20 protein-coding genes and 1 pseudogene are annotated in these 18,006 nt (G+C 71.1%); 9 read left to right on the top strand and 12 right to left on the bottom strand.

Features of this window, described 5'->3' with window-relative positions; translation table 11 throughout:
- Both ACIRST_RS39110 and ACIRST_RS39105 read left to right on the top strand, forming a co-directional pair.
- Positions 1 to 500: pseudogene (locus ACIRST_RS39110) on the top strand (hypothetical protein); the annotation flags it as partial.
- Positions 501 to 601: 101 nt separating this feature from the next.
- Positions 602 to 949 carry a hypothetical protein gene (locus ACIRST_RS39105; RefSeq protein ID WP_402808943.1) on the top strand — a complete coding sequence of 116 codons (348 nt, stop codon included), beginning with the start codon at positions 602 to 604 and terminating at the stop codon, positions 947 to 949.
- 119 nt (positions 950 to 1,068) lie between these two features.
- Here the strand turns inward: ACIRST_RS39105 and ACIRST_RS39100 are convergent.
- Positions 1,069 to 1,864 (bottom strand): IS5 family transposase gene (locus ACIRST_RS39100; RefSeq protein WP_402808954.1). Its coding sequence is split into 2 segments (ribosomal slippage): positions 1,069 to 1,522 and positions 1,521 to 1,864, totalling 798 coding nucleotides; the frame shifts between segments, so codons are not numbered across the junction.
- 319 nt (positions 1,865 to 2,183) lie between these two features.
- Between ACIRST_RS39100 and ACIRST_RS39095 the strand changes: the two genes are divergently transcribed.
- Positions 2,184 to 2,972 carry an IS5 family transposase gene (locus tag ACIRST_RS39095; RefSeq protein WP_402808952.1) on the top strand — a complete coding sequence of 263 codons (789 nt, stop codon included), beginning with the start codon at positions 2,184 to 2,186 and terminating at the stop codon, positions 2,970 to 2,972.
- Positions 2,973 to 3,034: 62 nt separating this feature from the next.
- Here the strand turns inward: ACIRST_RS39095 and ACIRST_RS39090 are convergent, their stop codons facing one another.
- From ACIRST_RS39090 to ACIRST_RS39070, 5 genes are all read right to left on the bottom strand, one after another.
- On the bottom strand, positions 3,035 to 3,349 hold the full coding sequence (locus ACIRST_RS39090) for a hypothetical protein (protein WP_402808940.1): 315 nt from the start codon (positions 3,347 to 3,349) through the stop codon (positions 3,035 to 3,037).
- 84 nt (positions 3,350 to 3,433) lie between these two features.
- Complete coding sequence (locus ACIRST_RS39085) at positions 3,434 to 3,862, bottom strand: hypothetical protein (RefSeq protein ID WP_402808937.1); 429 nt, start codon at positions 3,860 to 3,862, stop codon at positions 3,434 to 3,436.
- Complete coding sequence (locus ACIRST_RS39080) at positions 3,859 to 4,479, bottom strand: hypothetical protein (protein WP_402808934.1); 621 nt, start codon at positions 4,477 to 4,479, stop codon at positions 3,859 to 3,861. The genes ACIRST_RS39085 and ACIRST_RS39080 overlap by 4 nt, the downstream gene beginning before the upstream one ends.
- A gap of 16 nt (positions 4,480 to 4,495) precedes the next feature.
- Positions 4,496 to 6,205 carry a helix-turn-helix domain-containing protein gene (locus tag ACIRST_RS39075; protein WP_402808931.1) on the bottom strand — a complete coding sequence of 570 codons (1,710 nt, stop codon included), beginning with the start codon at positions 6,203 to 6,205 and terminating at the stop codon, positions 4,496 to 4,498.
- A 36-nt stretch (positions 6,206 to 6,241) separates the two neighbouring features.
- Positions 6,242 to 6,688 carry an endonuclease domain-containing protein gene (locus tag ACIRST_RS39070; RefSeq protein ID WP_402808928.1) on the bottom strand — a complete coding sequence of 149 codons (447 nt, stop codon included), beginning with the start codon at positions 6,686 to 6,688 and terminating at the stop codon, positions 6,242 to 6,244.
- A gap of 90 nt (positions 6,689 to 6,778) precedes the next feature.
- On the opposite strand from ACIRST_RS39070, the gene ACIRST_RS39065 reads away from it, so the two are divergent.
- Complete coding sequence (locus tag ACIRST_RS39065) at positions 6,779 to 7,021, top strand: hypothetical protein (protein ID WP_402808925.1); 243 nt, start codon at positions 6,779 to 6,781, stop codon at positions 7,019 to 7,021.
- Between the two features lie 59 nt (positions 7,022 to 7,080).
- Here ACIRST_RS39065 and ACIRST_RS39060 read toward each other — a convergent pair whose 3' ends face one another.
- The 6 genes from ACIRST_RS39060 to ACIRST_RS39035 form a co-directional block, all read right to left on the bottom strand.
- Complete coding sequence (locus tag ACIRST_RS39060; protein ID WP_402808922.1) at positions 7,081 to 7,542, bottom strand: hypothetical protein; 462 nt, start codon at positions 7,540 to 7,542, stop codon at positions 7,081 to 7,083.
- Positions 7,543 to 7,647: 105 nt separating this feature from the next.
- Entirely contained in the window at positions 7,648 to 7,842 is a 195-nt protein-coding gene (locus tag ACIRST_RS39055) for a helix-turn-helix domain-containing protein (RefSeq protein ID WP_402808949.1), read from the bottom strand.
- A gap of 138 nt (positions 7,843 to 7,980) precedes the next feature.
- A complete protein-coding gene (locus ACIRST_RS39050) occupies positions 7,981 to 8,157 on the bottom strand; it encodes a hypothetical protein (RefSeq protein ID WP_402808921.1) in 177 nt (58 codons plus the stop codon).
- Positions 8,157 to 8,486 carry a hypothetical protein gene (locus ACIRST_RS39045; RefSeq protein ID WP_402808919.1) on the bottom strand — a complete coding sequence of 110 codons (330 nt, stop codon included), beginning with the start codon at positions 8,484 to 8,486 and terminating at the stop codon, positions 8,157 to 8,159. Before ACIRST_RS39045 ends, ACIRST_RS39050 begins: the two co-directional genes overlap by 1 nt.
- A 132-nt stretch (positions 8,487 to 8,618) precedes the next feature.
- Positions 8,619 to 8,756, bottom strand: a complete 138-nt coding sequence (locus ACIRST_RS39040; RefSeq protein WP_402808917.1) for a hypothetical protein — start codon at positions 8,754 to 8,756, stop codon at positions 8,619 to 8,621.
- On the bottom strand, positions 8,753 to 9,448 hold the full coding sequence (locus tag ACIRST_RS39035; RefSeq protein WP_402808914.1) for a hypothetical protein: 696 nt from the start codon (positions 9,446 to 9,448) through the stop codon (positions 8,753 to 8,755). The genes ACIRST_RS39040 and ACIRST_RS39035 overlap by 4 nt, the downstream gene beginning before the upstream one ends.
- An 897-nt stretch (positions 9,449 to 10,345) precedes the next feature.
- On the opposite strand from ACIRST_RS39035, the gene ACIRST_RS39030 reads away from it, so the two are divergent.
- From ACIRST_RS39030 to ACIRST_RS39010, 5 genes are read left to right on the top strand one after another with little or no spacing between them, the layout of a single operon-like run.
- Positions 10,346 to 11,440, top strand: coding sequence for a hypothetical protein (locus tag ACIRST_RS39030; RefSeq protein ID WP_402808911.1), 1,095 nt, complete (start codon positions 10,346 to 10,348; stop codon positions 11,438 to 11,440).
- Positions 11,440 to 11,769, top strand: coding sequence for a hypothetical protein (locus ACIRST_RS39025; protein WP_402808910.1), 330 nt, complete (start codon positions 11,440 to 11,442; stop codon positions 11,767 to 11,769). The genes ACIRST_RS39030 and ACIRST_RS39025 overlap by 1 nt, the downstream gene beginning before the upstream one ends.
- Positions 11,766 to 12,365: a hypothetical protein gene (locus ACIRST_RS39020; RefSeq protein WP_402808907.1), complete on the top strand. Its 600-nt coding sequence runs from the start codon at positions 11,766 to 11,768 to the stop codon at positions 12,363 to 12,365. Before ACIRST_RS39025 ends, ACIRST_RS39020 begins: the two co-directional genes overlap by 4 nt.
- Positions 12,362 to 14,953, top strand: a complete 2,592-nt coding sequence (locus tag ACIRST_RS39015) for an ATP-binding protein (RefSeq protein ID WP_402808905.1) — start codon at positions 12,362 to 12,364, stop codon at positions 14,951 to 14,953. The genes ACIRST_RS39020 and ACIRST_RS39015 overlap by 4 nt, the downstream gene beginning before the upstream one ends.
- Positions 14,950 to 17,958, top strand: coding sequence for a hypothetical protein (locus tag ACIRST_RS39010; RefSeq protein WP_402808902.1), 3,009 nt, complete (start codon positions 14,950 to 14,952; stop codon positions 17,956 to 17,958). Before ACIRST_RS39015 ends, ACIRST_RS39010 begins: the two co-directional genes overlap by 4 nt.
- The last annotated feature ends 48 nt before the right edge of the window (positions 17,959 to 18,006 follow it).

Here is an 18,006-nt window from a genome sequence, read left to right as displayed (position 1 = left end):
GCGCCATCAGAGGGAAGGTGGATGAAATCACCGGGGGGACCTACAAGGTCAGGGTTGATTTTGCCGCGCCGGAGATCCCGAAGATTCTCTGCGTTACCTGCACTGGGAAACTCTGTGATCTCTGCAGATTGAAGAATGCCCCACCGGCAGCAGACCCCGACGGGGCTGCGCGGGACCCGGCAGAGTTTGACTACGTGGTGGTCGCCAATGGATTTACTAGGGACTGGTGGGTCCCAAAGCTGTCCGAAGAAGCGGGATTGGTCATTGAATCCATTGTGGGCGGACCTCTTCAAGGTGATGCGGGCCGCAGGCTCGCTAGACATATCGGGCCTGGCCTTGAGATCATGGGTCTTTACCCGCGGTTACACCTTCCGATGTTCGCGGAAGTCCAGGGCCCGGGATTCGGCAGCCTCCACAGCCTGGGCTTGCTGTCCGACCGCATCCTCAGTCCGAACTGCGACAGGCCCGTGGACTACGAGGGCCCTTCGCGGTATCGTTGAGTGTCTTCTGCCCTGCCGGAAGGAAGGGGCCTCGCATGCATCAGACCACCCCATGGCAGAGACCCACTCAGGTCCGCCGGGGCATCAGGTGGCCGGCGAAGGTGCTGGAGAAGCTGGACGCCGAGGCGGCCCGGAAGAAGACCAACTTTACAAAGCTTGTCGAGAATACGGTCATCCTGACGGCGAAGGATGGCGGCGGCCTTCAACAGTTGGCCGATTTCGACTGCGCAGTGAAGGACGCTCGCCATTACTTGGAGTCGCAGGAGCCGCACGCGACACGCACGCTCTTCTGGCGTGTGTCTGCTGACGACCAGCTTGCTCACCTGCAGCGGCGCCGACCCGACGCCAAAGATGTTTCGGAGGACGTCGTCCTGCTGGCCTGCGCACTCCAAGCCCTGCCCGACGCGCTCCCGGCCCGGCCCGAGGCAAAACAAGAGCCACGTTCGTAGAGCCCCCAATGGGAGTGCACCCGGAGTGGCGCATGCAAGCGGTTGTGGGTCTGGTTAGCGGGGCAGCCCGACCGGGGTGAGCTGGCGGACATGGGCCGGTCATCGCCGAGGAAGTAATCTCATTTGGAGATTCTGCGGAGGCAGATGAGGGCTGTTGCGATGCTGGCGAAGGCGGCGAAGTGGTCGGCCTTGCGTTCGTAGCGACGGTGGAGTCGGCGGAAGCCGGCGAGCCAGGCGACGGTGCGCTCGATCACCCAGCGGTGCCGGTCGAGGCGTTGAGAAGAGTCGATGTCTCGGCGGGCGATGCGGACCGGGATCTGGCGCCGTCGGAGGCAGGAGCGGATGAAGCGACGGTCGTAGGCTTTGTCGCCGTGCAGCTTGCCGGGCCTTCGCCTTCTGGGGCCGCGGCGTGAGCGGATGGGCGGGATGGCGTCGGTGAGCGGGATGAGGGCCTGGCTGTCGTGAACATTGGCCCCGGAGATCGCGAGCGACAGGGGTAAACCGGCACATTCGGTGAGCAGGTGGATCTTCGACCCGTACTTGCCCCGATCGACAGGATTCGGACCTGTCAGTTCCCCCTTTCAGGGCCCTCATGTTCACCGAGTCGACCGCGCACCGCGACCAGTCCAGCTCGCCCCGCGAGCCGAGTTCGTCCAGGACGACCCGGTGGAGCTTGGCCCACACCCGGGCCTTGCTCCACTCGGTGAAGCGTCGGTGAGCCGTCGGCCCGGACGGGCCGAAGCAGGGCGGCAACTGGGCCCAGGTGCACCCCGAGGTCGCGACGAACACGATCGCCGCCAACACCTCGCGGTCCCCGTGTCGCCGTCGGCCACCGCCCTGCGGACGCACCGGAGCATCCGGCACCACCAACTGGAACAGCTCCCACAACTCGTCCGGCACCAGACGCTCAACGATCAGCACGCCCGGAGTCTACTCAACCACCCAAATGAGATGACTTCTTAGTGGGCGTTTTGGCATTCTTAATCCCGTAAGTGGCTTATCGTCGTGCTGCATTAATCCGCTATGCCCGATAGATGAACAACCTCCACCTCCAAACGGGAAGAGCGGCTGTCCGTCTCGCCCGGATCTGTGCCTCGAAGTCCGTCTGGTTTGAAAAAGTTATAGAAACGCCGACCTATCAGTGGAACGGGGCCCTCCGCCCCATCTGTGCTGACGCTGTGTCATGACCGAGCGCAAGCCGTACCCGAGCGACCTCTCCGACGCCCGATAGGCCCTGATCGAGCCGATTCTGACGGCCTGGAGAAAGGCTCGGCTCGACCGTCGGCCGACCGGCCAGCCGGCGAAGGTCGAACTGCGCGACGTGTTCAACGCGATCCTCTACATCAACCGCACCGGAATCCCCTGGAAGTACCTCCCGCACGACTTCCCCAACCACGGCACCGTCTACGCCTACTACGCCGCCTGGCGCGACGAGGGAATCTTCGCCCAACTCAACTACGACCTGACCGGCCTGGCCCGCGTCAAGGAGGGACGCAACCCCGAGCCGACAGCATCCGTCATCGACACCCAGAGCGTGAAGACCTCCACCAACGTGCCCCTGACCAGCCAGGGAACCGACGCAGCGAAGAAAATCGTCGGCCGGAAGCGCGGCATCCTCACCGACACCCTCGGGCTGATCCTCACCGTAATCGTCACCGCCGCGAGCCTGTCCGAGAACGCCGTGGGAATACACCTCCTCAACCAAGCCAAGAAGACCTATCCGAGCATCTCCAAAAGCTGGGTCGACACCGGCTTCAAGAACGCCATGGTCGAGCACGGAGCCAGCCTGGGAATCGACGTCGAGGTCGTCCACCGAAAGTCCGACATCCCCGGATTTCACGTGGTGAAAAGGCGGTGGGTCGTCGAACGAAGCCTGGGGTGGATCATGCTGAGACGGCGCCTCGCCCGCGACTACGAGACCCTCCCGGCCAGCTCCGAAGCCATGATCCACATCGCCTCGATCGACAACCTCACCAAGCGCATAACGGACGAGACCACACCAACCTGGCGGGGAACCTACTAGGGCATAAAGGGCAATCCACTCACTTCAAACGCCCTCTTAGTCCTCGCTGGGGTGGCTCGTGCTCATCGGTGTGTCGGGGTCGAAGAGGGTGTGCCCAGCCATCGCCCCGAGGTGAGGGTGCCGGTGACGGGCGGCCAGTAGGCCCAGCGGACGACAGGGGCTTCGGGGGTGGTCGGCGCGTCGATGAAGTCGGGTTCGGGCGCGGGGTTGGGGACCTTGAGGGGTTCACCGGCGGGCAGGAGGTTGGCCTGCGGGTGGTGGCCAAGCCAGGGCTGCTCCGGGTCCGGGGCTATCAGCCAGTAGGTCAGGTCGGTGCCTGCGTCGTGCAGTACCGGTCCGAGGCGGATCTCGGTGTCCGGCACGTCGGCGGTGCTCATCTGGTTCCTCCTCTGCGGTCTGGTGGCGGTCTGCTCGCGGCGGGCCGGGCGGGCCGCGCGCGGCCCTGGCGCCCTGACCGGCTGTCATGGGGCTTCCTCGGGGCCGCCGGGGACGCAGTCGAGGACGGCGGCCGGGTTGCGGGTGCCCATGGCCAGCTCGCGGGCGAGGGCGCGGGCCCCGTAGGTGCGGGCGGCGGCCTCGTCGCCGTGCTCCCGGGCGAAGCAGAGGACCTGCAGCGGGGTGACGTCCTGCGGCGACGGGGTCGCCGGGCGGCGGCCGGTGTCCCCGCACAGCAGGCAGCCGTTGTCCGCCGTCGGGTCGACCGGCCCGCCGGGGTGCCGCAGGCACGCGTTCGCCCGCGCCCGGCCCTGTGCTGCGGATGCCAGGTCGAGGCCGCGGCGCAGCTCGTCGGCGATCTCGCCGAGGGTGCCGTCGTGCAGCTCGTGCCGCTCGGCGTACGCGCCGAGGGTTCGCAGGCTGGCGGCCAGTGGCGGCAGGTGGTCCGGGATCATGGCGTGGTCTCTCGTTCAGTGCCCGCGGGTCCGGGCCGGTTGCCCGGCCTTCCGCTCGGCCTTCTCGCGCCGGGCCTGGGCGAGAGCGGCGGCGTGGGTCGGCTCGGAGTCGGCGGCGGCCCTGCGGCGGGCCAGGATCGGGCTGTCGGGCTGTCGGGCTGTCGGGCTGTCGGGCTGCGTAGTGTGCGCCTCTTCGGGCTCACGCCACCGGGACGTCGCCGGGCCGGGCGCCGACCCGCGTCCAGGGACACCTGCGGGCGGTTCATCTGGGACGTCGCGCCGGTCAGGTGCTCGCCGTTGCCGACCATCCGGAGTGCGCGCCGGGTGCGGCCGGAGCAGCGCCGGGAGTTGCAGAGCAGGCACTGGCCCCAGCCGTCGGGCGCCTCCGGGTCGACCGGGCCGTGCGGGTGCTCGGCGCATCCGGTGCGGGTGCACCGGCTCGCGAGGGCGGCGGCGATCCAGTACGCCTCGTGGAGCGCTTCCATGACGGCCTGGAACTCGGCCGGGTCGGACGTGAGCGCCGCGTGGTAAGCGAGGTCGTTCGCGGTGGCCATCTTGGTGCGCAGGTCCGCGAGGCCGACGACGCGGCCGGCCGGGAGGAAGGACTTCTGGCTCATCAGCTGCTCCCTGGGGTCAACTGCTGCTGACGGTCTGTCGGGTCTTGCCGGACTGGTCCTCGGCGGGTCTGGCCGGGGTGGCTCGCGGGTGCCAGTCGTTCGGGGCGGCGCCGCCCTCGCCGCCGCCGTCGAGCGGCAGCATCAGCGGTGCCTGCGTCGGCTCGGCCCTCGGCGCGGGCAGCGGCGCCGCGGCGGGTTCCTGGGCCGGTGCGGTGCGCCCGAAGAGGATCACCGCGGCGACGTTCTCGGGTTCCGGGGACGGCGCCTGCGGGGTCACGGCGTCCTCGGGCCACAGCTGCGGGCCGGGGTCCGGCACGACGACGGGCAGCCGGTCCGAGCAGACCGCGACCAGCGCGGGGACGTCGGCGTCCGCCGGGCCCCCGTCAGTCCACAGGGACGCCCCGGGGGCGGGCTGCCAGACCACCGTCTCGGCCGTCTCGAACCGGTCGGCCGGGGCCACCGGGACGGCGGGGCCGTGGGCGTCCTCGGCGGGCTCCCCCGCTGGGGCGGGGGCGGCGTGGGCCGCCGCCCGGTCCAGCTCGGCCCGGCAGCCGCCGCAGACCTTGTCCGCTGGGACGTCGGAGCCGGCGGTGAACGGCCGGTCGCAGACCTCGCACTGCTCCCGGTCCCGGTACAGCCGCGTCTCCCGGCCGGTGCGGACCTTCCGGCCCGCCCGGCGGTCGCGCACCCGGTCGGCGATCCGCTGCTGGCAGGAGCGGCACGCCTCCCCGGTGTCGATCAGCACGCCGTCCTCGCAGGCCCGGTCGGGGCAGTTCGGGGTCGGGCGCAGCAGTTCCTCGACGACGCCGAGCGGCGAGCGCAGCAGGCCGTCGTGGAAGTCCCGCTCGTAGCCGTGGTGCACCCACCGCCACGCGGCCCGCTCCCCGAGCTGCGCCGGGGTCCGGGACTCCAGCGCCAGGGCGGTCACCTTCCGGTTCTCGTTCGGCAGGTGCCGGTACGGGAACTTCTCCCACAGGACGGCCAGCAGGGCCGCGGGGAGCAGCGCCTCGGTGTTGCGGATCAGCCGACGGACCTCGGCCGGGAACGGGCTCGGCTTGCGGCCGGTCGTGTCCCCGGAATCAGCAGCGAGAGGAGAGGTCGGTTCCGTCGCGGCGGAGCCGCTGTCGTCCGCCGCTCGCGCGCTACCTCCGTCAGTAGTCCTACGGACGTCAACCACATCTTCTTTGTTCTTTGACGGGTCAACTGACGGTTCAATAACGGTTACGGCGGTTTTGCGTACGTGATTCACGCACTCTGCGTCCGTGACGTCACGCTGTTCAAGTGCGTGACATCCGGACGCAGAGTCCGTGACATCGGCGTCCGTCACGCACTCTGCGTCCGTGACACGCCGGGCACGCGAACGCTTCTGGCGGCCCGCCATGGCCGCGCGCTCCCGGTCCAGATCGGCCAGGATCTCCTCCCAGTCCGAGGCCGGACGCCGAAGGTGCATCGCCAGCTTCCAGATCGGCACGCCGCCGTCCGTGGTGCCGGTCTGCTCGATGAGCGTCCCGTCCTCCAGCAGGTCCAGGGACCGCTGGATCGTCCGCCGGTTGAAGCCCGTCCGGTACTGGAGCCTCGCCAGCGACGGGTGCGCGTTCGTGCCGTCCCTGCGGGCGAACTCGGCGAGGACACCGAGGACGTGCCGGGCGGTCGTCGCTGGCTTCCCCTTCTCCGTCAGCAGCATGGGCGCGTGTTCCTGCGCCCAGGTGACTGCTTCGTGGCTCATGGGGCCCTTTCAGTCAGGTTTGGTCTGCGGGGTCAGTTACTGGGCCGCGGCACGCACGTCGGCGGCCCGTTCGCGGTAGCGCCAGTACGCGTTGTCGAACCGCCTAGCGATCTCCGCCTCGGCCCGCCGAAGCGCCTCAGGCCCGGGCTCGCCGACGGCATTCAGGTGGTAAGCGCGGGCCTTGTCCTTGAACGGCAGGGAGGCCGGATCCCACGGCATCGTGGAGTCGTGACGGGCCATCACCGAGTTGCAGCGGTCACACAGCAGGCCTCGGACGAAGAACGCACCGCCGCCTTCGAAGTGGTCGATCACGAGCTCGCCGCGCGGGGTCTCCTGGTCGGGCGTACCGCACAGCTCGCACGCATCCCCGGCCCGCACTCGCAGCACGTCGTACTGGGCGTAGGTGAGTCGGTGGGTCGCGTGCTGGCACGGCCTGCCAGAGCGGCGCGCATGCGCGTAGGCGGGCCGTTCGGAGTCGTACATCAGTGGCTCCCTGATCAGCACTTGATCTCGGCCCCACAATGCCACAATCTTTAAAGTCTTGCCAATATTCGACTTCTTTAGATTTTGGCCATGTTCTACACTCTTGCCATGCCCACAGAGAGCAAGATCCGAGTGGCCGAGGACGGCGTTGCAGAGGTCGGGATGACCGATGCCCGAGCGGCCCTGACCGCCCTCATGCGCGAGGTTCGCTACGGCGGGAAGATCGGCGCCTTCACCGAACGTGGCGTGCGCCAGGTCATGCTCGTGACCCCCGACTTCTACGACCGCGCCGTACAGGCCCTCGGGGAGAAGTCGGCAGGCCAAGCTGGCTGACCGGCTGCATGCCGCAGGCCGTCCTCGGCGAGGGCGGCCGTTTCGGTCTGCCCCGGCACTCACCAGCGGCCGGCCTGGCGGGGGATGCCCAGGCCCGCCCGGCGGTCGGCGTCCTCCATGCACTTCCAGCGCCGGTCCCGGCGACGCCGGTCCTTGTCCGTGAGGCGCACCGACCGGTCGACGACCTGGACGATGACGGCCGCGGCGGCGGTGAACGTCGGGAAGGGGTCCTCCTCGCTCTCGGCGACGTCGCCCTCGGGCCGGACCCGATACAGGTCGCCTAGCCAGCCCCTGGAGGCGTACCAGCGGGCGTAGTCCTTGTCGGTGCTCAGGTACGCCCGGTCCGGGTGGCGGGTCGGGGGCTCGCTGAGTCGGCCGTCCGGCATGCGGATCTGGCGGCCCTTGGCGCGGGCCTCGCACTCCGCGCAGCCGGGGTGCACCCGCGGGGGGTGCGGGACGATCCAGTCGCCGACGTTCAGGCCGGGGACGCCGCCGTGGAAGTAGCGGGGGGCATCGGTCATGGGGTGGCTCCGTGCGGGCTTGGCCCCGGATGCAACGCGCGGCCGGGGCGAGATGGGGTTGGCTGGCGCCCAGGAGTAGGGGGCGCCGGCCGGTTCGGGAGGCCGCTACTCGGCGGCCGGGCGGGGGCGGGGGCCCCGGGTCCCCCTGCGGCTCCTGAGCTGGACTCCGGCCTCCAGGAGCAGCACTCGGGTCTGCCCGTACGACCGGTCGTGGGCCTCGGCGCAGGCCCTGATCGAGGCGCCGCCCCGGTACGCCTTCGCCATCGCCTCGCGGACCTCCAGGCGGTTCTTGCTGGTGATCCTGGGGCGCCGGTGGGCGTTGCCGCCGGGGCGGGCCTGCTTGTGGTGCTCAGCAATGGGTCTGGTCCTCTCGCTGGTCAGGTAGGGGTGCCGCCGGGGCGGACCGGCCGGGGCCGCGGCGGTAGTCGGTGCCGCCCGTCACCGCAGTGCCCGGGCGGGAAGGTCATCGAGGGCGTCGCCGAGCGCGTCGGCCAGGGCGCCGCGGCGGTCGGCGGGCAGCGGGGCGTGCTGCTCGGCGCTGGCGGCCCCGAGGAGAAGGCACTCGACGATCTCGGCGATCTCCTCGACGGCCAGGCCGCGCACGGTCGCCGCCATCACGGGCTCCTGAGGGTGGCGCCGTCGCCGGCCTCGCCCGGCTGCGGCTCGTGCGTGCCGCGCGGGACGAACCGGCGGTCGACGCCGGACAGCGCCCAGCCGGTCGCCATCTCCAGGTGGGTGATCGCCTCGGACCCCTTGCGGCTGCCCGGCACCAGCTCGTTGATGGTCAGCGCCAGGTTCAGCGCGACCTCCGCGATCCGGGCCTCGTGCCGCGCCGCGGTGCGGACCCTGCCGTTCAGGCGGAGCACCGGCGTGTGGTTCGCCTGCCTGGGCCCGGTCCACTCGACGTGGCCGTCCTCGCCCGGCCTGGAGGCTGAACTGGCCATCCCAGGTGTCGGCCGCCGGACGCCGGCCGCGCCGGAACACCGGCAGGCCGATGCCGTACCTGACCTGCTGCACCAGGGCCGGGGAACAGCCGAGGCGCTGGGCCACGGACCGGTTCCACGGCCGCGCGGGCCCTACGGGACGGGCCGCAACGTGGACGTCCTGCGACCCTCGGCGCCGCTGCGCCCCGATGTCACCCCGGACTTGTCCAGGCCGCCGGGGTCGAGGGTGCCGCCCGCGTCGAGGGAGAGGCTGGTGAGGAAGTCGGTCACCGGGTCACCGCCGCGGGGGCGTACACGCTGTCGTGGTCCGGGTTCCAGGCCGGCACCTGGTGGGCCTGGGGGAAGAGGAAGTAGTAGGGGTCGTCGATGCGCTGGGCGTCGACCGTCTCGGGGCTGGGGTCGATCTCGGTGAGCGCGGTGCGGACGGTGCGGGCGACGAGCAGCCACGCCTCCTGGGTGTAGGGGTGGGCGGGGCCGAATTCTGTGGTGGCCTCGTCGGTGAGGTGGCCGGCCCACGTGCGGGCGATGGCGGTGCGGCCTTCGGCGAGCGCGGTGTGGACGGCGGCGTATGACTCGCGGTACCAGCGCGGGGGCACGGGCGGGTGCGTCGGCTTGGACGGGGTCACCGCGGCAATGAACACGTCCTGGACGCGGGTGGCGGGGGCGACGGCGCGTGGCTGGAAACGCAGCGGGAGGTCCGTCGTGCGGCGCCGTCGGCGCAGGGTGGCGGCGGCCCGGATGGTGAGGAGCAGCGGCCACAGGAGTGCGAGCGCGAGCCAGGCGGCGCCTGCCACGAGGCGGACGGCGGGCGCGGGCAGGCGCAGTCGGGGGAGCCAGGCCGCGTCGGTTCCGGTCAGCGCGAGGTAGCAGGCGCCGGCCGGGAGGTAGGCGGTGGCCGCCACCGCGAGCGCCGCGGGGCAGCCTGAGCTGAGGGAGGGCAGCAGGGTCGGCGACAGGTCCATCGTGGCTCCTCGGGCAGTGGTGATCGGCGACCGAGGTAACCCCGCGCTCCTGGACGGACCCCTTGACGATCAAGGTCCGTCGGATAACGACTCCGCATCTACGTTCCGTCACGGTGTTGGGGCGCATCTGTATGGCCCGCACCGCAAAGGCCCTGACTCCTTTGCGGTGCGGGCCTGCTTGCGGTGCGGGACCGCAAAGGGCGCTTGCGGAGTGCGGTCCGTAAGGCGCTGTTGCGGTGTGGGAGTTTGCGGTGCGTGACGGGAGCGGCCGGACCGCTGCGCACGGGGCCGGAGTGCTCGCGGTGCGGGGCATCAAGGGTGGGCCCGGTACTGCACCGCAGCACCCGCACCGCTTCCGCCCGCACCCGCGGTGGACGTCTCGGCGCCCCGGTTCGAAGGCGAGGTCGAGGCGCGCGGCCGCCTCCGGGCCGGAGCCGGCCGCCTCGCCCGGGCCAACCGTCCGACCGCTGTCCGGGGACCGGCCCGAGGCAGATCTTCGTGGCGTCGACGGCCATCAAGGAATCCCCCGCCCCCTGAGACCGGCCATCAAGGGATCCCACCGGCGGCGGGGCTCCGGCATCAAGGAATCCGGCGGCCGGAGCCCGGCCATCAAGATATCCGGCGGCGCCGGGCACCGCGGGCCATCAAGGAATCACCCTGCTGCCTGCCCGGACCAGCCGCACACCTTGATGCCCTTCCCCGGCGGGCGCAGCACACCTTGATGGGCCATCAAGGAAGGTGGACCGCACCTTGATGCCGCACCAAGAGTGCAGGTCAGAAGTTTGATGGTGCCCGTTGTGCGGTTGTTACCGAGCGGGTCTCGATCATCAAGGAGTCCATCAAGGAGTGCGGGGTTTCCTCCCTCGACAGCAACCGCTGACGACCTAGGAGACCCTGGTGAAACCCACGTCTTCCCGGCGCGACCGTGCGCCGGACACCCCTTCCCCGATCGCCTCCGGCATCGAGCTGCGCCGCTCCCGCGTCCGCACGATGCTCATGTACGGAGGCGTCTGGGCAGCCCTGGCCACCGGCCCGCTGGCCCTCGCGGTGGCCGTCGCCGTCCCGCAGATGGCGAGCAGCGCACCGGCCGCCCCGGCCGCCGCGCCGCTCGTGATCGCTCCGCCGACCGGCTACGCGGAGAGCTTCGTCGACCTGTGGCTGCGCTCCGGCGGGGTCACCGACTCTCCGGCTCTGCGCGCCATGGCGCCCGGAGTCGACCTGCCGAAGGGGACGGCCGCAAAGGCCGCCAAGGTGGAGAAGACCGTTGCGGTGCGGAGCACGCCGATGGGCGGCCGCACCTGGCAGGTCACCGTTGCGGCCACACTCGTGGTGCCGCCTGCCGCCCCGCAAGGCGACTCGTCCGCGCAAGCCGCCCCGCAGTCTCCGCAGACGCCCGCACCGCGTGCGGGGGTCTTCCCGCAAGGGGCGGACGACCCTGCGCGGGTCGTGCGGTACTTCGCGGTCCAGGTGTCGATGGTCCGCTCGGCCGGCTCTGGCGGGGCGCCGGACTCGTTGGTGATCACCGGCGCTCCGGCCCTGGTGTCGGCACCGGCCGCGCTGGCCGAGAAAGACCCCGCGACGAAAACGTACGGCGCGCAGGTCTCCGACGGCCCGCTGCGCGACACCGTGGCCGGCTTCCTGGCCGCCTATCTGAGCGGAGTCGGCGACAGCTCCAGGTACCTCGCGCCGACGGCGCGCATCCCGGCCCCGGACGCGGCGCACTACTCGAAGGTCTCGCTGAAGCAGCTTTCGGCGGCCGGCGCGGTTCCCTCCTCGCCCGCGGACGGGGCGGTGCTGGAGGTGCAGGCCGATGTCCTGGCGACGGACGGCGCCGGGGAGTGGCCGCTGGAGTACCCGCTGCGGCTGACCGCCCGGGCCGGTCGCTGGGAGATCGCGGTCCTCGCACCCGCCGGATCCACGCCCTCTCCCTTCCCCTCTTCCTCTCCTTCTTCCGGCGCGCTGTCGCCGGCCGACCCGAACGGGGCGCACTGATGACTACGCAGCTCGCGGGCCCCATCCAGAATTTCGGCAACGCCTGGGCGACGACCCTGCTCGACTGGGTCGCCAGCGGCCTCATGATCGCGCTGACCGTCATCGTGATCACCCACGCGATCCGAAAGATGTCGATCAAGAGTGCGATCGGCGGCGCCATCGGCCTGGTGATCTGCTGGAGCCTGTTCGCCGGCCGCTACTCCCTTTCCGACCTCTTCCGGAACGAGTACAGCGAGAACAAGCCCGCCACCACCGCGCCGCTCCAGGGTGCGGGCCCGCTGCAGGATGAGCTGCCGATCACCTTCTCCCCGCAGCCGGACCAGCGGTGACCAGCGCCGCGCGTCCCAGGATCGGCCGCTCCTACACCAAGGCCAGAAGGCACCCGTGGGTGCTGGGCAAGATCGGCGACTGGAGGATCCCGCTCGGGCCCTACACGCCGCCGCAGCTGGTGGTTGCCGCCGTCGGGAGCTTCCTCCTGATCGAGACGGTCAGCTGGTGGTGGCCGGTCACCGGCCCCCTGCCGATCGTGGTCTGGGCGGTGGCGATCTGGGCCGCGCGGCACTCACGGATCGCTGGCCGGTCCCCGTTCCTCGTTGCCGCGGACGCCCTCGGGCTGCTCGTTTCCCCGCGCCACGGCCGGATCGGCGGCCGGGCGGTGCGCCCGATGCGCCCGCTTCTGATGGCCGGCGCCTTCACCTTCGAGGACGCGCCCGACGACCAGGTCCTCCCGGAGCCGCCCGTACGGAAGGTGCCCGAGCGGGAGCCGGAGCGGCGGCCGCTCAGCCTCTTCGAACCCCGCCTTGGCGCCCCGGCCCCCGAAGCTGCACCCGCCGCAGGCCCGCCTCCGGGCCCGGCCCTCACTCCCCTCCAGCAGATGCTGGCCGCGGCCGCCGCCGCCCAGACCCAGAAGGGAGACGCAACATGAAGGCGTCGTTCCGTCACATCACCGGCAATCTGCTCTGGTCGACCACCGGCACCGTATGGGCGTTCTGGCGGGTCACCCCGATCGGCTCGCGCTACTCCAGCGACCTGGAGCGCCAGGACGTGCTGCGCCGGGTCACCAGCCTGGTCCGTTCCCTGTCCGGGACGGCGCGGGTCTACAGTCTGTGCGCCCAGGTCGCGCCGCGGGAGGTCGCCGAGCGCATTACCGCCGGTGTGGACCTGGGGGCGCACCCGGGCACGGCCGAGAGCGCGAGCGCGGCGTGGAACCTGCTGGATGGCGCCGAGATGCACCGGCGCACCATCTGGCTGGCGGTCCCGCTCCAGGCGCCCGGACGCGCCGCCCAGCTCGCCCAGGCGAAGGGCTCGATGTGGGCGATGTTCGGCGAGCAGGCCGGCCTGCCGGCGGCGCCGGTGCCCGTGAGCGAGGTGCAGCTATATAGGGGAGTGGCCCGGCAGGTCGAGTCGGGGCTTGGCGGCGGCCTGGAGATGCGCCCGGCCCGCCCGGCGGAGATCGTCTGGATCCACCAGCACGCCGTGCACCGCGGCATGGCTGAGCCGCTGCTCGCCGACGTCGAGGACAGCCACCGCTACGGCGGGCGGATCGTCGGCGCCCAGCTGCGCAGCCCCGGCTACGCGTCCCTGGGCCAGGTCCGGCTCCTGGAGGGCGGGCAGCAGGACGACGGCGGGCAGCCCGGGCACGAGGGCGGTGCGGGCGGAGGGTTGGCCCGGCTTGCCTCGCGGTTCACCGGCAGCGCGCTGTCGAGGGTCTGGTTGCAGGTCGAGGCCGAGCATGGGGTGGGCTACCAGGCGCACCTGGCGCTGGAGGAGATCCCCGAGGCGGTGCACGAGGGCTCCGCGGACCTGCTCGCCCAGCTGGAGCTGCTGCCGTACCCGGTGGACGCGGTGATCGACCTGACGCTGGTGGGGGCGGAGAAGGCGAAGCGGGCGATCGCGCGGAAGAAGCGGGAGATCGCGGACCAGGCCGACCAGTGGGCGGCGCACCCGACGGGTATGCCGGACTCGCTGCACGGGGCGGCCGAGGTGTTGGGCGAGCAGGAGGCCCGGCTGGGGCGCACCAGTGTGGAGCTGGAGGTGCAGTCGCGCACGGTGCTGACCGTGTGGGGGCCGGCCGCGCAGGCGGCGGACGAGCGGGCCCGGGACCTGAAGGCGCGTCTTACCGGTGCGGACTATGGGGTGATCCGGCCGCGCGGCGGGCAGGTGAGGCTGTTCCAGTTCGGTCTGCCGGGGGCGCTGGCCGCGCTGCGTTCGCGGGAGAGCACCCAGTTCCAGCTGTCGGAGGACTGGGCGATGTCGGGGGCGTTCACGGTGCCCGAGGTCGGCGACGAGTCGGGCCCGATGATCGGTCAGAGCCTGGACGTGGGCACGACGCGGCCGGTGTTCCTGGACCTGGCGTCGGCGCCGCTGAGCAATGTCGCGGCCTCTCTTGCGGTCCTCGGTGATCTCGGTTCGGGCAAGAGCGTCCTGCTGAAGCTGCTCATCAGCACGTTGATCGACCGGGGTCACCGGGCGATCGTCATCGACCGCACCAGCCAGCGCGAGTACGCGCAGTTCGCTCAGAGCGCCGCGCCCGGCCGGCATCAGGTGATCGACGCTGCCGACGCGCAGGTCTCCATCGACCCGTTGCGGGTGCTGCCTTCGGCGGCGGGTGAGGCGGCGGCGCTCAGCTACCTGCTGCTCCAGACGCAGCTCGATCTCATGTCTCCGGCCGGCGCGGTGCTCAACCGCGCAGTCAAGGCGGCGGCCGCGTCCCGGCGCCCGCACATGAACCTGATGCTGGAGGAGCTGCGGTCGATCGCGGAGGAGGACGGCAACCGCGGCGACGCGGCCGCCGACGTCCTGGACCTGCTCGCCACCGTGTCCGACCAGAAGCTGGCCCGGATGGTCTTCGACCCGTCACTGCCCGCGCTGTCCCTGTCCGACCTGTCCGCCGACCTGATCGTCTTCGCCACCAACGGCTTGACCCTGCCACCGAAGGAATCGCTGGGCCGGCCGGAGGTGCTGCGCACCCAGCCGCTGGAGGCGCTGATCGGGCGGGCTGTCCTCTACCTGATCGCGGCGATCTCCAGGCACATCGCGTTCACGGACCGCTCGCGTTTCGCGGCGGTGATCTTCGACGAGGTGTACTGGCTGACCAGCAGCGCCGAGGGATCGGCGTTGATCAAGGAGCTTGCGCACGACGGCAGGAAGCACAATGCCGGGTTCCTGGCCGGCGGTCACGACGCGTCGGATCTCGGGGACGAGACGATCTGCGGCCTGATCGTGCAGCGGATCCTCGCCCGCACCACCGATGAGTCGATGGCCCGCCGCGGCCTGGAGTTCCTCGGGCTGCCGGGCGACGACGAAGGCCTCATCCAGCTGGTCACCGGCGGGCTGTCGCCGCACGGTCACCCGAACCGGGCCGGGGAGATGCTCCTGCACGACACCCGCGGCCGCGTGGGCCGCATCCAGGTCATCGTGCCGAACCTGCCCAAGCTCCGGGGGATCTTCACCACCCCCGTCACCAAGTCCGCCTCCACCAGCGGCTCGCTCGGGAAGGCGCTCTCGCGATGAACCTGCAGACTCTCCCGGCGCCGCTGGCACGCAGAGCGCAGCGGGCCGGTGCCGCCTGGCGCCGGGCGGTGCGGATCTGGCGGGCGGTCAGCCGCTTCGCCGCCGCGTACTGGCCTGGCCGGCGCACCGTGCTCATCACCGTCGGCATGGTGTGGCTTTTCCTGCTCGCCGGGGCGTCGGCTGCCGAGGCCGCCGACGGCGGGGAGCGGGGAGGCGTGCTCGCCCCGCTCAACGTGTTGTCGTCGGAGGGCGTGCCGCTGGACTCCTACGACCTGAAGTCGGAGAGCGGCGGCACCACCGACATCAGGAGCCATGTCTGCAACCTGCTGCTGGGCGCGGGGTTCGCTCTGGTGCGGATCGCGGTCGGCCTGATGTGCTGGGTCGTCCAGTGGGTGTTCAACTTCCCTGTGGTCAAGACGCTGGTGGCCACCGCGGACAACCTGAACTTCGCGTTCTTCCAGACCACCGCCAATGACTTGTCGCTGTACGGGCTGTTCCTGGCAGCCGGTACAGCCTTCGGCTGCGTCCTGATGATGCGCGGCAAGGTTGGCCGCGGCGCGGGCGAGATGCTGATCACTCTGCTGCTGTCGTCGCTGGTGCTGATGCCGGCCCTCACCCCGAAGAGTGTGCTCGGCGAGCACGGGCCGCTGATGCAGTCGCAGGCGGCGGCGCACGAGGTGAGCCAGATCGCCGCGGGCGTCAATGGCCCCGATCCGGGCTGCATGAGTGAGAAGGACCGCAAGGACCCGTCGTGTCCGATGCGGATGATCATGACGCGGACGCTGGTGGTGCAGCCGTTCGAGCTGTTGCAGTACGGCCAGATCCCCGCGAAGGGCAGCTGGCTGGCCGGGGTGCACGACAAGTACATCCACGGGCAGCTGGCCACCAAGGGCAACTGCGACGACGTCATCCCGCTGCCCGGTGCGGACATCGCCTGCGACCACGGCAGCGCCGGCTGGGACTCGCTGAAGAAGGAGCTGAAGGACAAGCACGGCCAGGAGGGCAAGGACGTCTACGACTTCTCGGTCAACAGCAACTGGGACCGCGTCGGCGGCACCCTGTTGGTGTTCCTGGCAGTGCTGATCATCGCGATCGTCGTGCTCGGCATGGCACTGGTCCACCTCGGGACGCAGTTCGCGGACGTCACCGCCGCCTCGCTCACCGCGCCGTCGATGATCTGGGCAATGCTGCCCGGCGGCAACCGCTCGGCCGTGTGGAAATGGCTCGGGGTGTTCATGACCTCCGTGGTCACGGAGTTCGCGATCAGCATCATGTTGCCCCTCTTCGCCCTGGGCGCGAACGAGATCATGACGAACTCCGAGGACACGCTCATGATCCAGCGGTTGCTGATCTTGGACGGGTTCGCGGTCGTCCTCCTCGTCTTCCACCGCAGAATCTTCGCGTCCGCCGGCCAGCTCGGCGAACGGTTCGCCAACCGCATGCGTTACGCCAAGATCGGCGGCAGCTTGTGGCTCGGCGAGAACTCCGGCATGGCGCTGGCCATGGCGCAAGCCATGGGCACCCTGTCCAACCCGGCCGGTGGAACAGGCATGGGCGGCGGGCGTGCCGGCACAGGAATGCTCGCCGGAGGCGGGCTCTTCGGCGGCGGGTCGGGCGTGCACGGCGCGCTGATGCGCAAGGCACGGATCGCCGAGGGCCTGTCCGCGCTCGCCGACCCAGGGCTCGGGCGCATGAACGCCGGTGCGATGGCCATGGGCGCGTACGGCGAGATCCGCCGCGGGATGTCAGCGCTGGCATTGCCGTTCCACGCAGCGCACCAGCTGGTCGTCGGCAACCCCCTGCCACCGCACAAGCTGGCCCGGCGCCTCAAGCCCGTGGGGTCCCACGGCCCGCTGGGCGGGATCCGTCCGCAGGGTGGAGCGGGTGCGCCCGGCGGTCCGGGCGGGCGCGGTCCCGCGGGCAGCGGGAGGCCGCCGTTCGGGCGCCAGCAGCTGATGCCGTCCCACGGCCTCACCCCCGCAGGTCACGCCCTGCACAACGCGCTGCTGAACACCCGGGCCGGACGCCTGGCGATCCGCGCAGGCCAGATCGGGAAGCTGGGGTTCAACGCGACGCTCGGCGCGCCGGCCACCTGGACCCGGCTCAACCGCGCCAACGACACGATGTGGGACAGGATCGACCGACAGTGGGAGCACTACTCCGACGTCCGCAAGGCCTGGTGGGGAGACCAGAAGGAAGGCCTCAAGGACTGGGGCCAGGACATCACCGCGACCGGCCGCGCCGTCAGAACCGGCTACAACGCTGCGCAATCCGGCTACAACCACGTCTACCACCGGGCGGCGACCTACGGCGACGTGTACGGGACGGACCTGGCCGCTGCGCCGCTGCTCGCTGCCTCACACCTCCTGTACGGCATGGACCCCACGGACACTTCCGAGGCCTTCGCCGACCGCCCGGCCTACTCCGCCACGGCCGGCCCGTGGGACGGGACCGACAACGCCTCCAGCGGCGGACTGTCCATGGACCGCGTCCACCCGGCCCCGGCCGCGATGACCTCCAGCGCCCGCCCCCGCAGCGGGCCGAGCCACAACCTCCCTGGTAACGACGGGATCGTGATCAACGACAACGGCAACGGTCGGGTCGAGGGCGCGAACGCCACGGTCACCGCAACCGTCGCCCCGGATCAGCCGGGCTGGGGCGCTTCCGACCACGGCCCGAGCGACATCCGCTCGGCCCTGGGCCCGGACGTCGCCCCGCCCTCCCGGCCCACGATCGTCACCGATGACGGGATAGTCGTGGACACGACGACCGGCGAGGTCCTCGCCGACCCGCGAGCCCGGCCCGCTCCCCCGTCGGCGACCGCCCCCATGGTCGAGGGCATCGACCCGGACGTGATGCGCCGGGTCAGCCCGGAGGTCCTGCGCTCGCCGGAAGGGACCTCGGTCGAAGCCCTGCGACTGCGCCGCAACCTCGGCCACTCACCGGACCAGGCAGGCGGCACGCCACCCGAGCCGTCGACCGGCCGCAGCGGTGACGAGTCGTGAGGCGCAGCGCGGACCGGCAGACCGGTCAGCACGAGATCAGCAGGGCCT

Source organism: Kitasatospora sp. NPDC101447 (genome assembly GCF_044767225.1).
In the GTDB taxonomy this organism is placed as follows: domain Bacteria; phylum Actinomycetota; class Actinomycetes; order Streptomycetales; family Streptomycetaceae; genus Kitasatospora.
This window is presented reverse-complemented; position numbering and strand designations above follow the sequence as displayed.

What these genes read in the sequence shown, in the direction of transcription:
- ACIRST_RS39090 (WP_402808940.1), bottom strand. Translation starts at nt 3,349, where the DNA reads ATGAGCACCGCCGACGTGCCGGACACCGAGATCCGCCTCGGACCGGTA.
- ACIRST_RS39085 (WP_402808937.1), bottom strand. Translation starts at nt 3,862, where the DNA reads ATGATCCCGGACCACCTGCCGCCACTGGCCGCCAGCCTGCGAACCCTC.
- ACIRST_RS39080 (WP_402808934.1), bottom strand. Translation starts at nt 4,479, where the DNA reads ATGAGCCAGAAGTCCTTCCTCCCGGCCGGCCGCGTCGTCGGCCTCGCG.
- ACIRST_RS39075 (WP_402808931.1), bottom strand. Translation starts at nt 6,205, where the DNA reads ATGAGCCACGAAGCAGTCACCTGGGCGCAGGAACACGCGCCCATGCTG.
- ACIRST_RS39070 (WP_402808928.1), bottom strand. Translation starts at nt 6,688, where the DNA reads ATGTACGACTCCGAACGGCCCGCCTACGCGCATGCGCGCCGCTCTGGC.
- ACIRST_RS39065 (WP_402808925.1), top strand. Translation starts at nt 6,779, where the DNA reads ATGTTCTACACTCTTGCCATGCCCACAGAGAGCAAGATCCGAGTGGCC.
- ACIRST_RS39060 (WP_402808922.1), bottom strand. Translation starts at nt 7,542, where the DNA reads ATGACCGATGCCCCCCGCTACTTCCACGGCGGCGTCCCCGGCCTGAAC.
- ACIRST_RS39050 (WP_402808921.1), bottom strand. Translation starts at nt 8,157, where the DNA reads ATGGCGGCGACCGTGCGCGGCCTGGCCGTCGAGGAGATCGCCGAGATC.
- ACIRST_RS39045 (WP_402808919.1), bottom strand. Translation starts at nt 8,486, where the DNA reads ATGGCCAGTTCAGCCTCCAGGCCGGGCGAGGACGGCCACGTCGAGTGG.
- ACIRST_RS39035 (WP_402808914.1), bottom strand. Translation starts at nt 9,448, where the DNA reads ATGGACCTGTCGCCGACCCTGCTGCCCTCCCTCAGCTCAGGCTGCCCC.
- ACIRST_RS39025 (WP_402808910.1), top strand. Translation starts at nt 11,440, where the DNA reads ATGACTACGCAGCTCGCGGGCCCCATCCAGAATTTCGGCAACGCCTGG.
- ACIRST_RS39015 (WP_402808905.1), top strand. Translation starts at nt 12,362, where the DNA reads ATGAAGGCGTCGTTCCGTCACATCACCGGCAATCTGCTCTGGTCGACC.
- ACIRST_RS39010 (WP_402808902.1), top strand. Translation starts at nt 14,950, where the DNA reads ATGAACCTGCAGACTCTCCCGGCGCCGCTGGCACGCAGAGCGCAGCGG.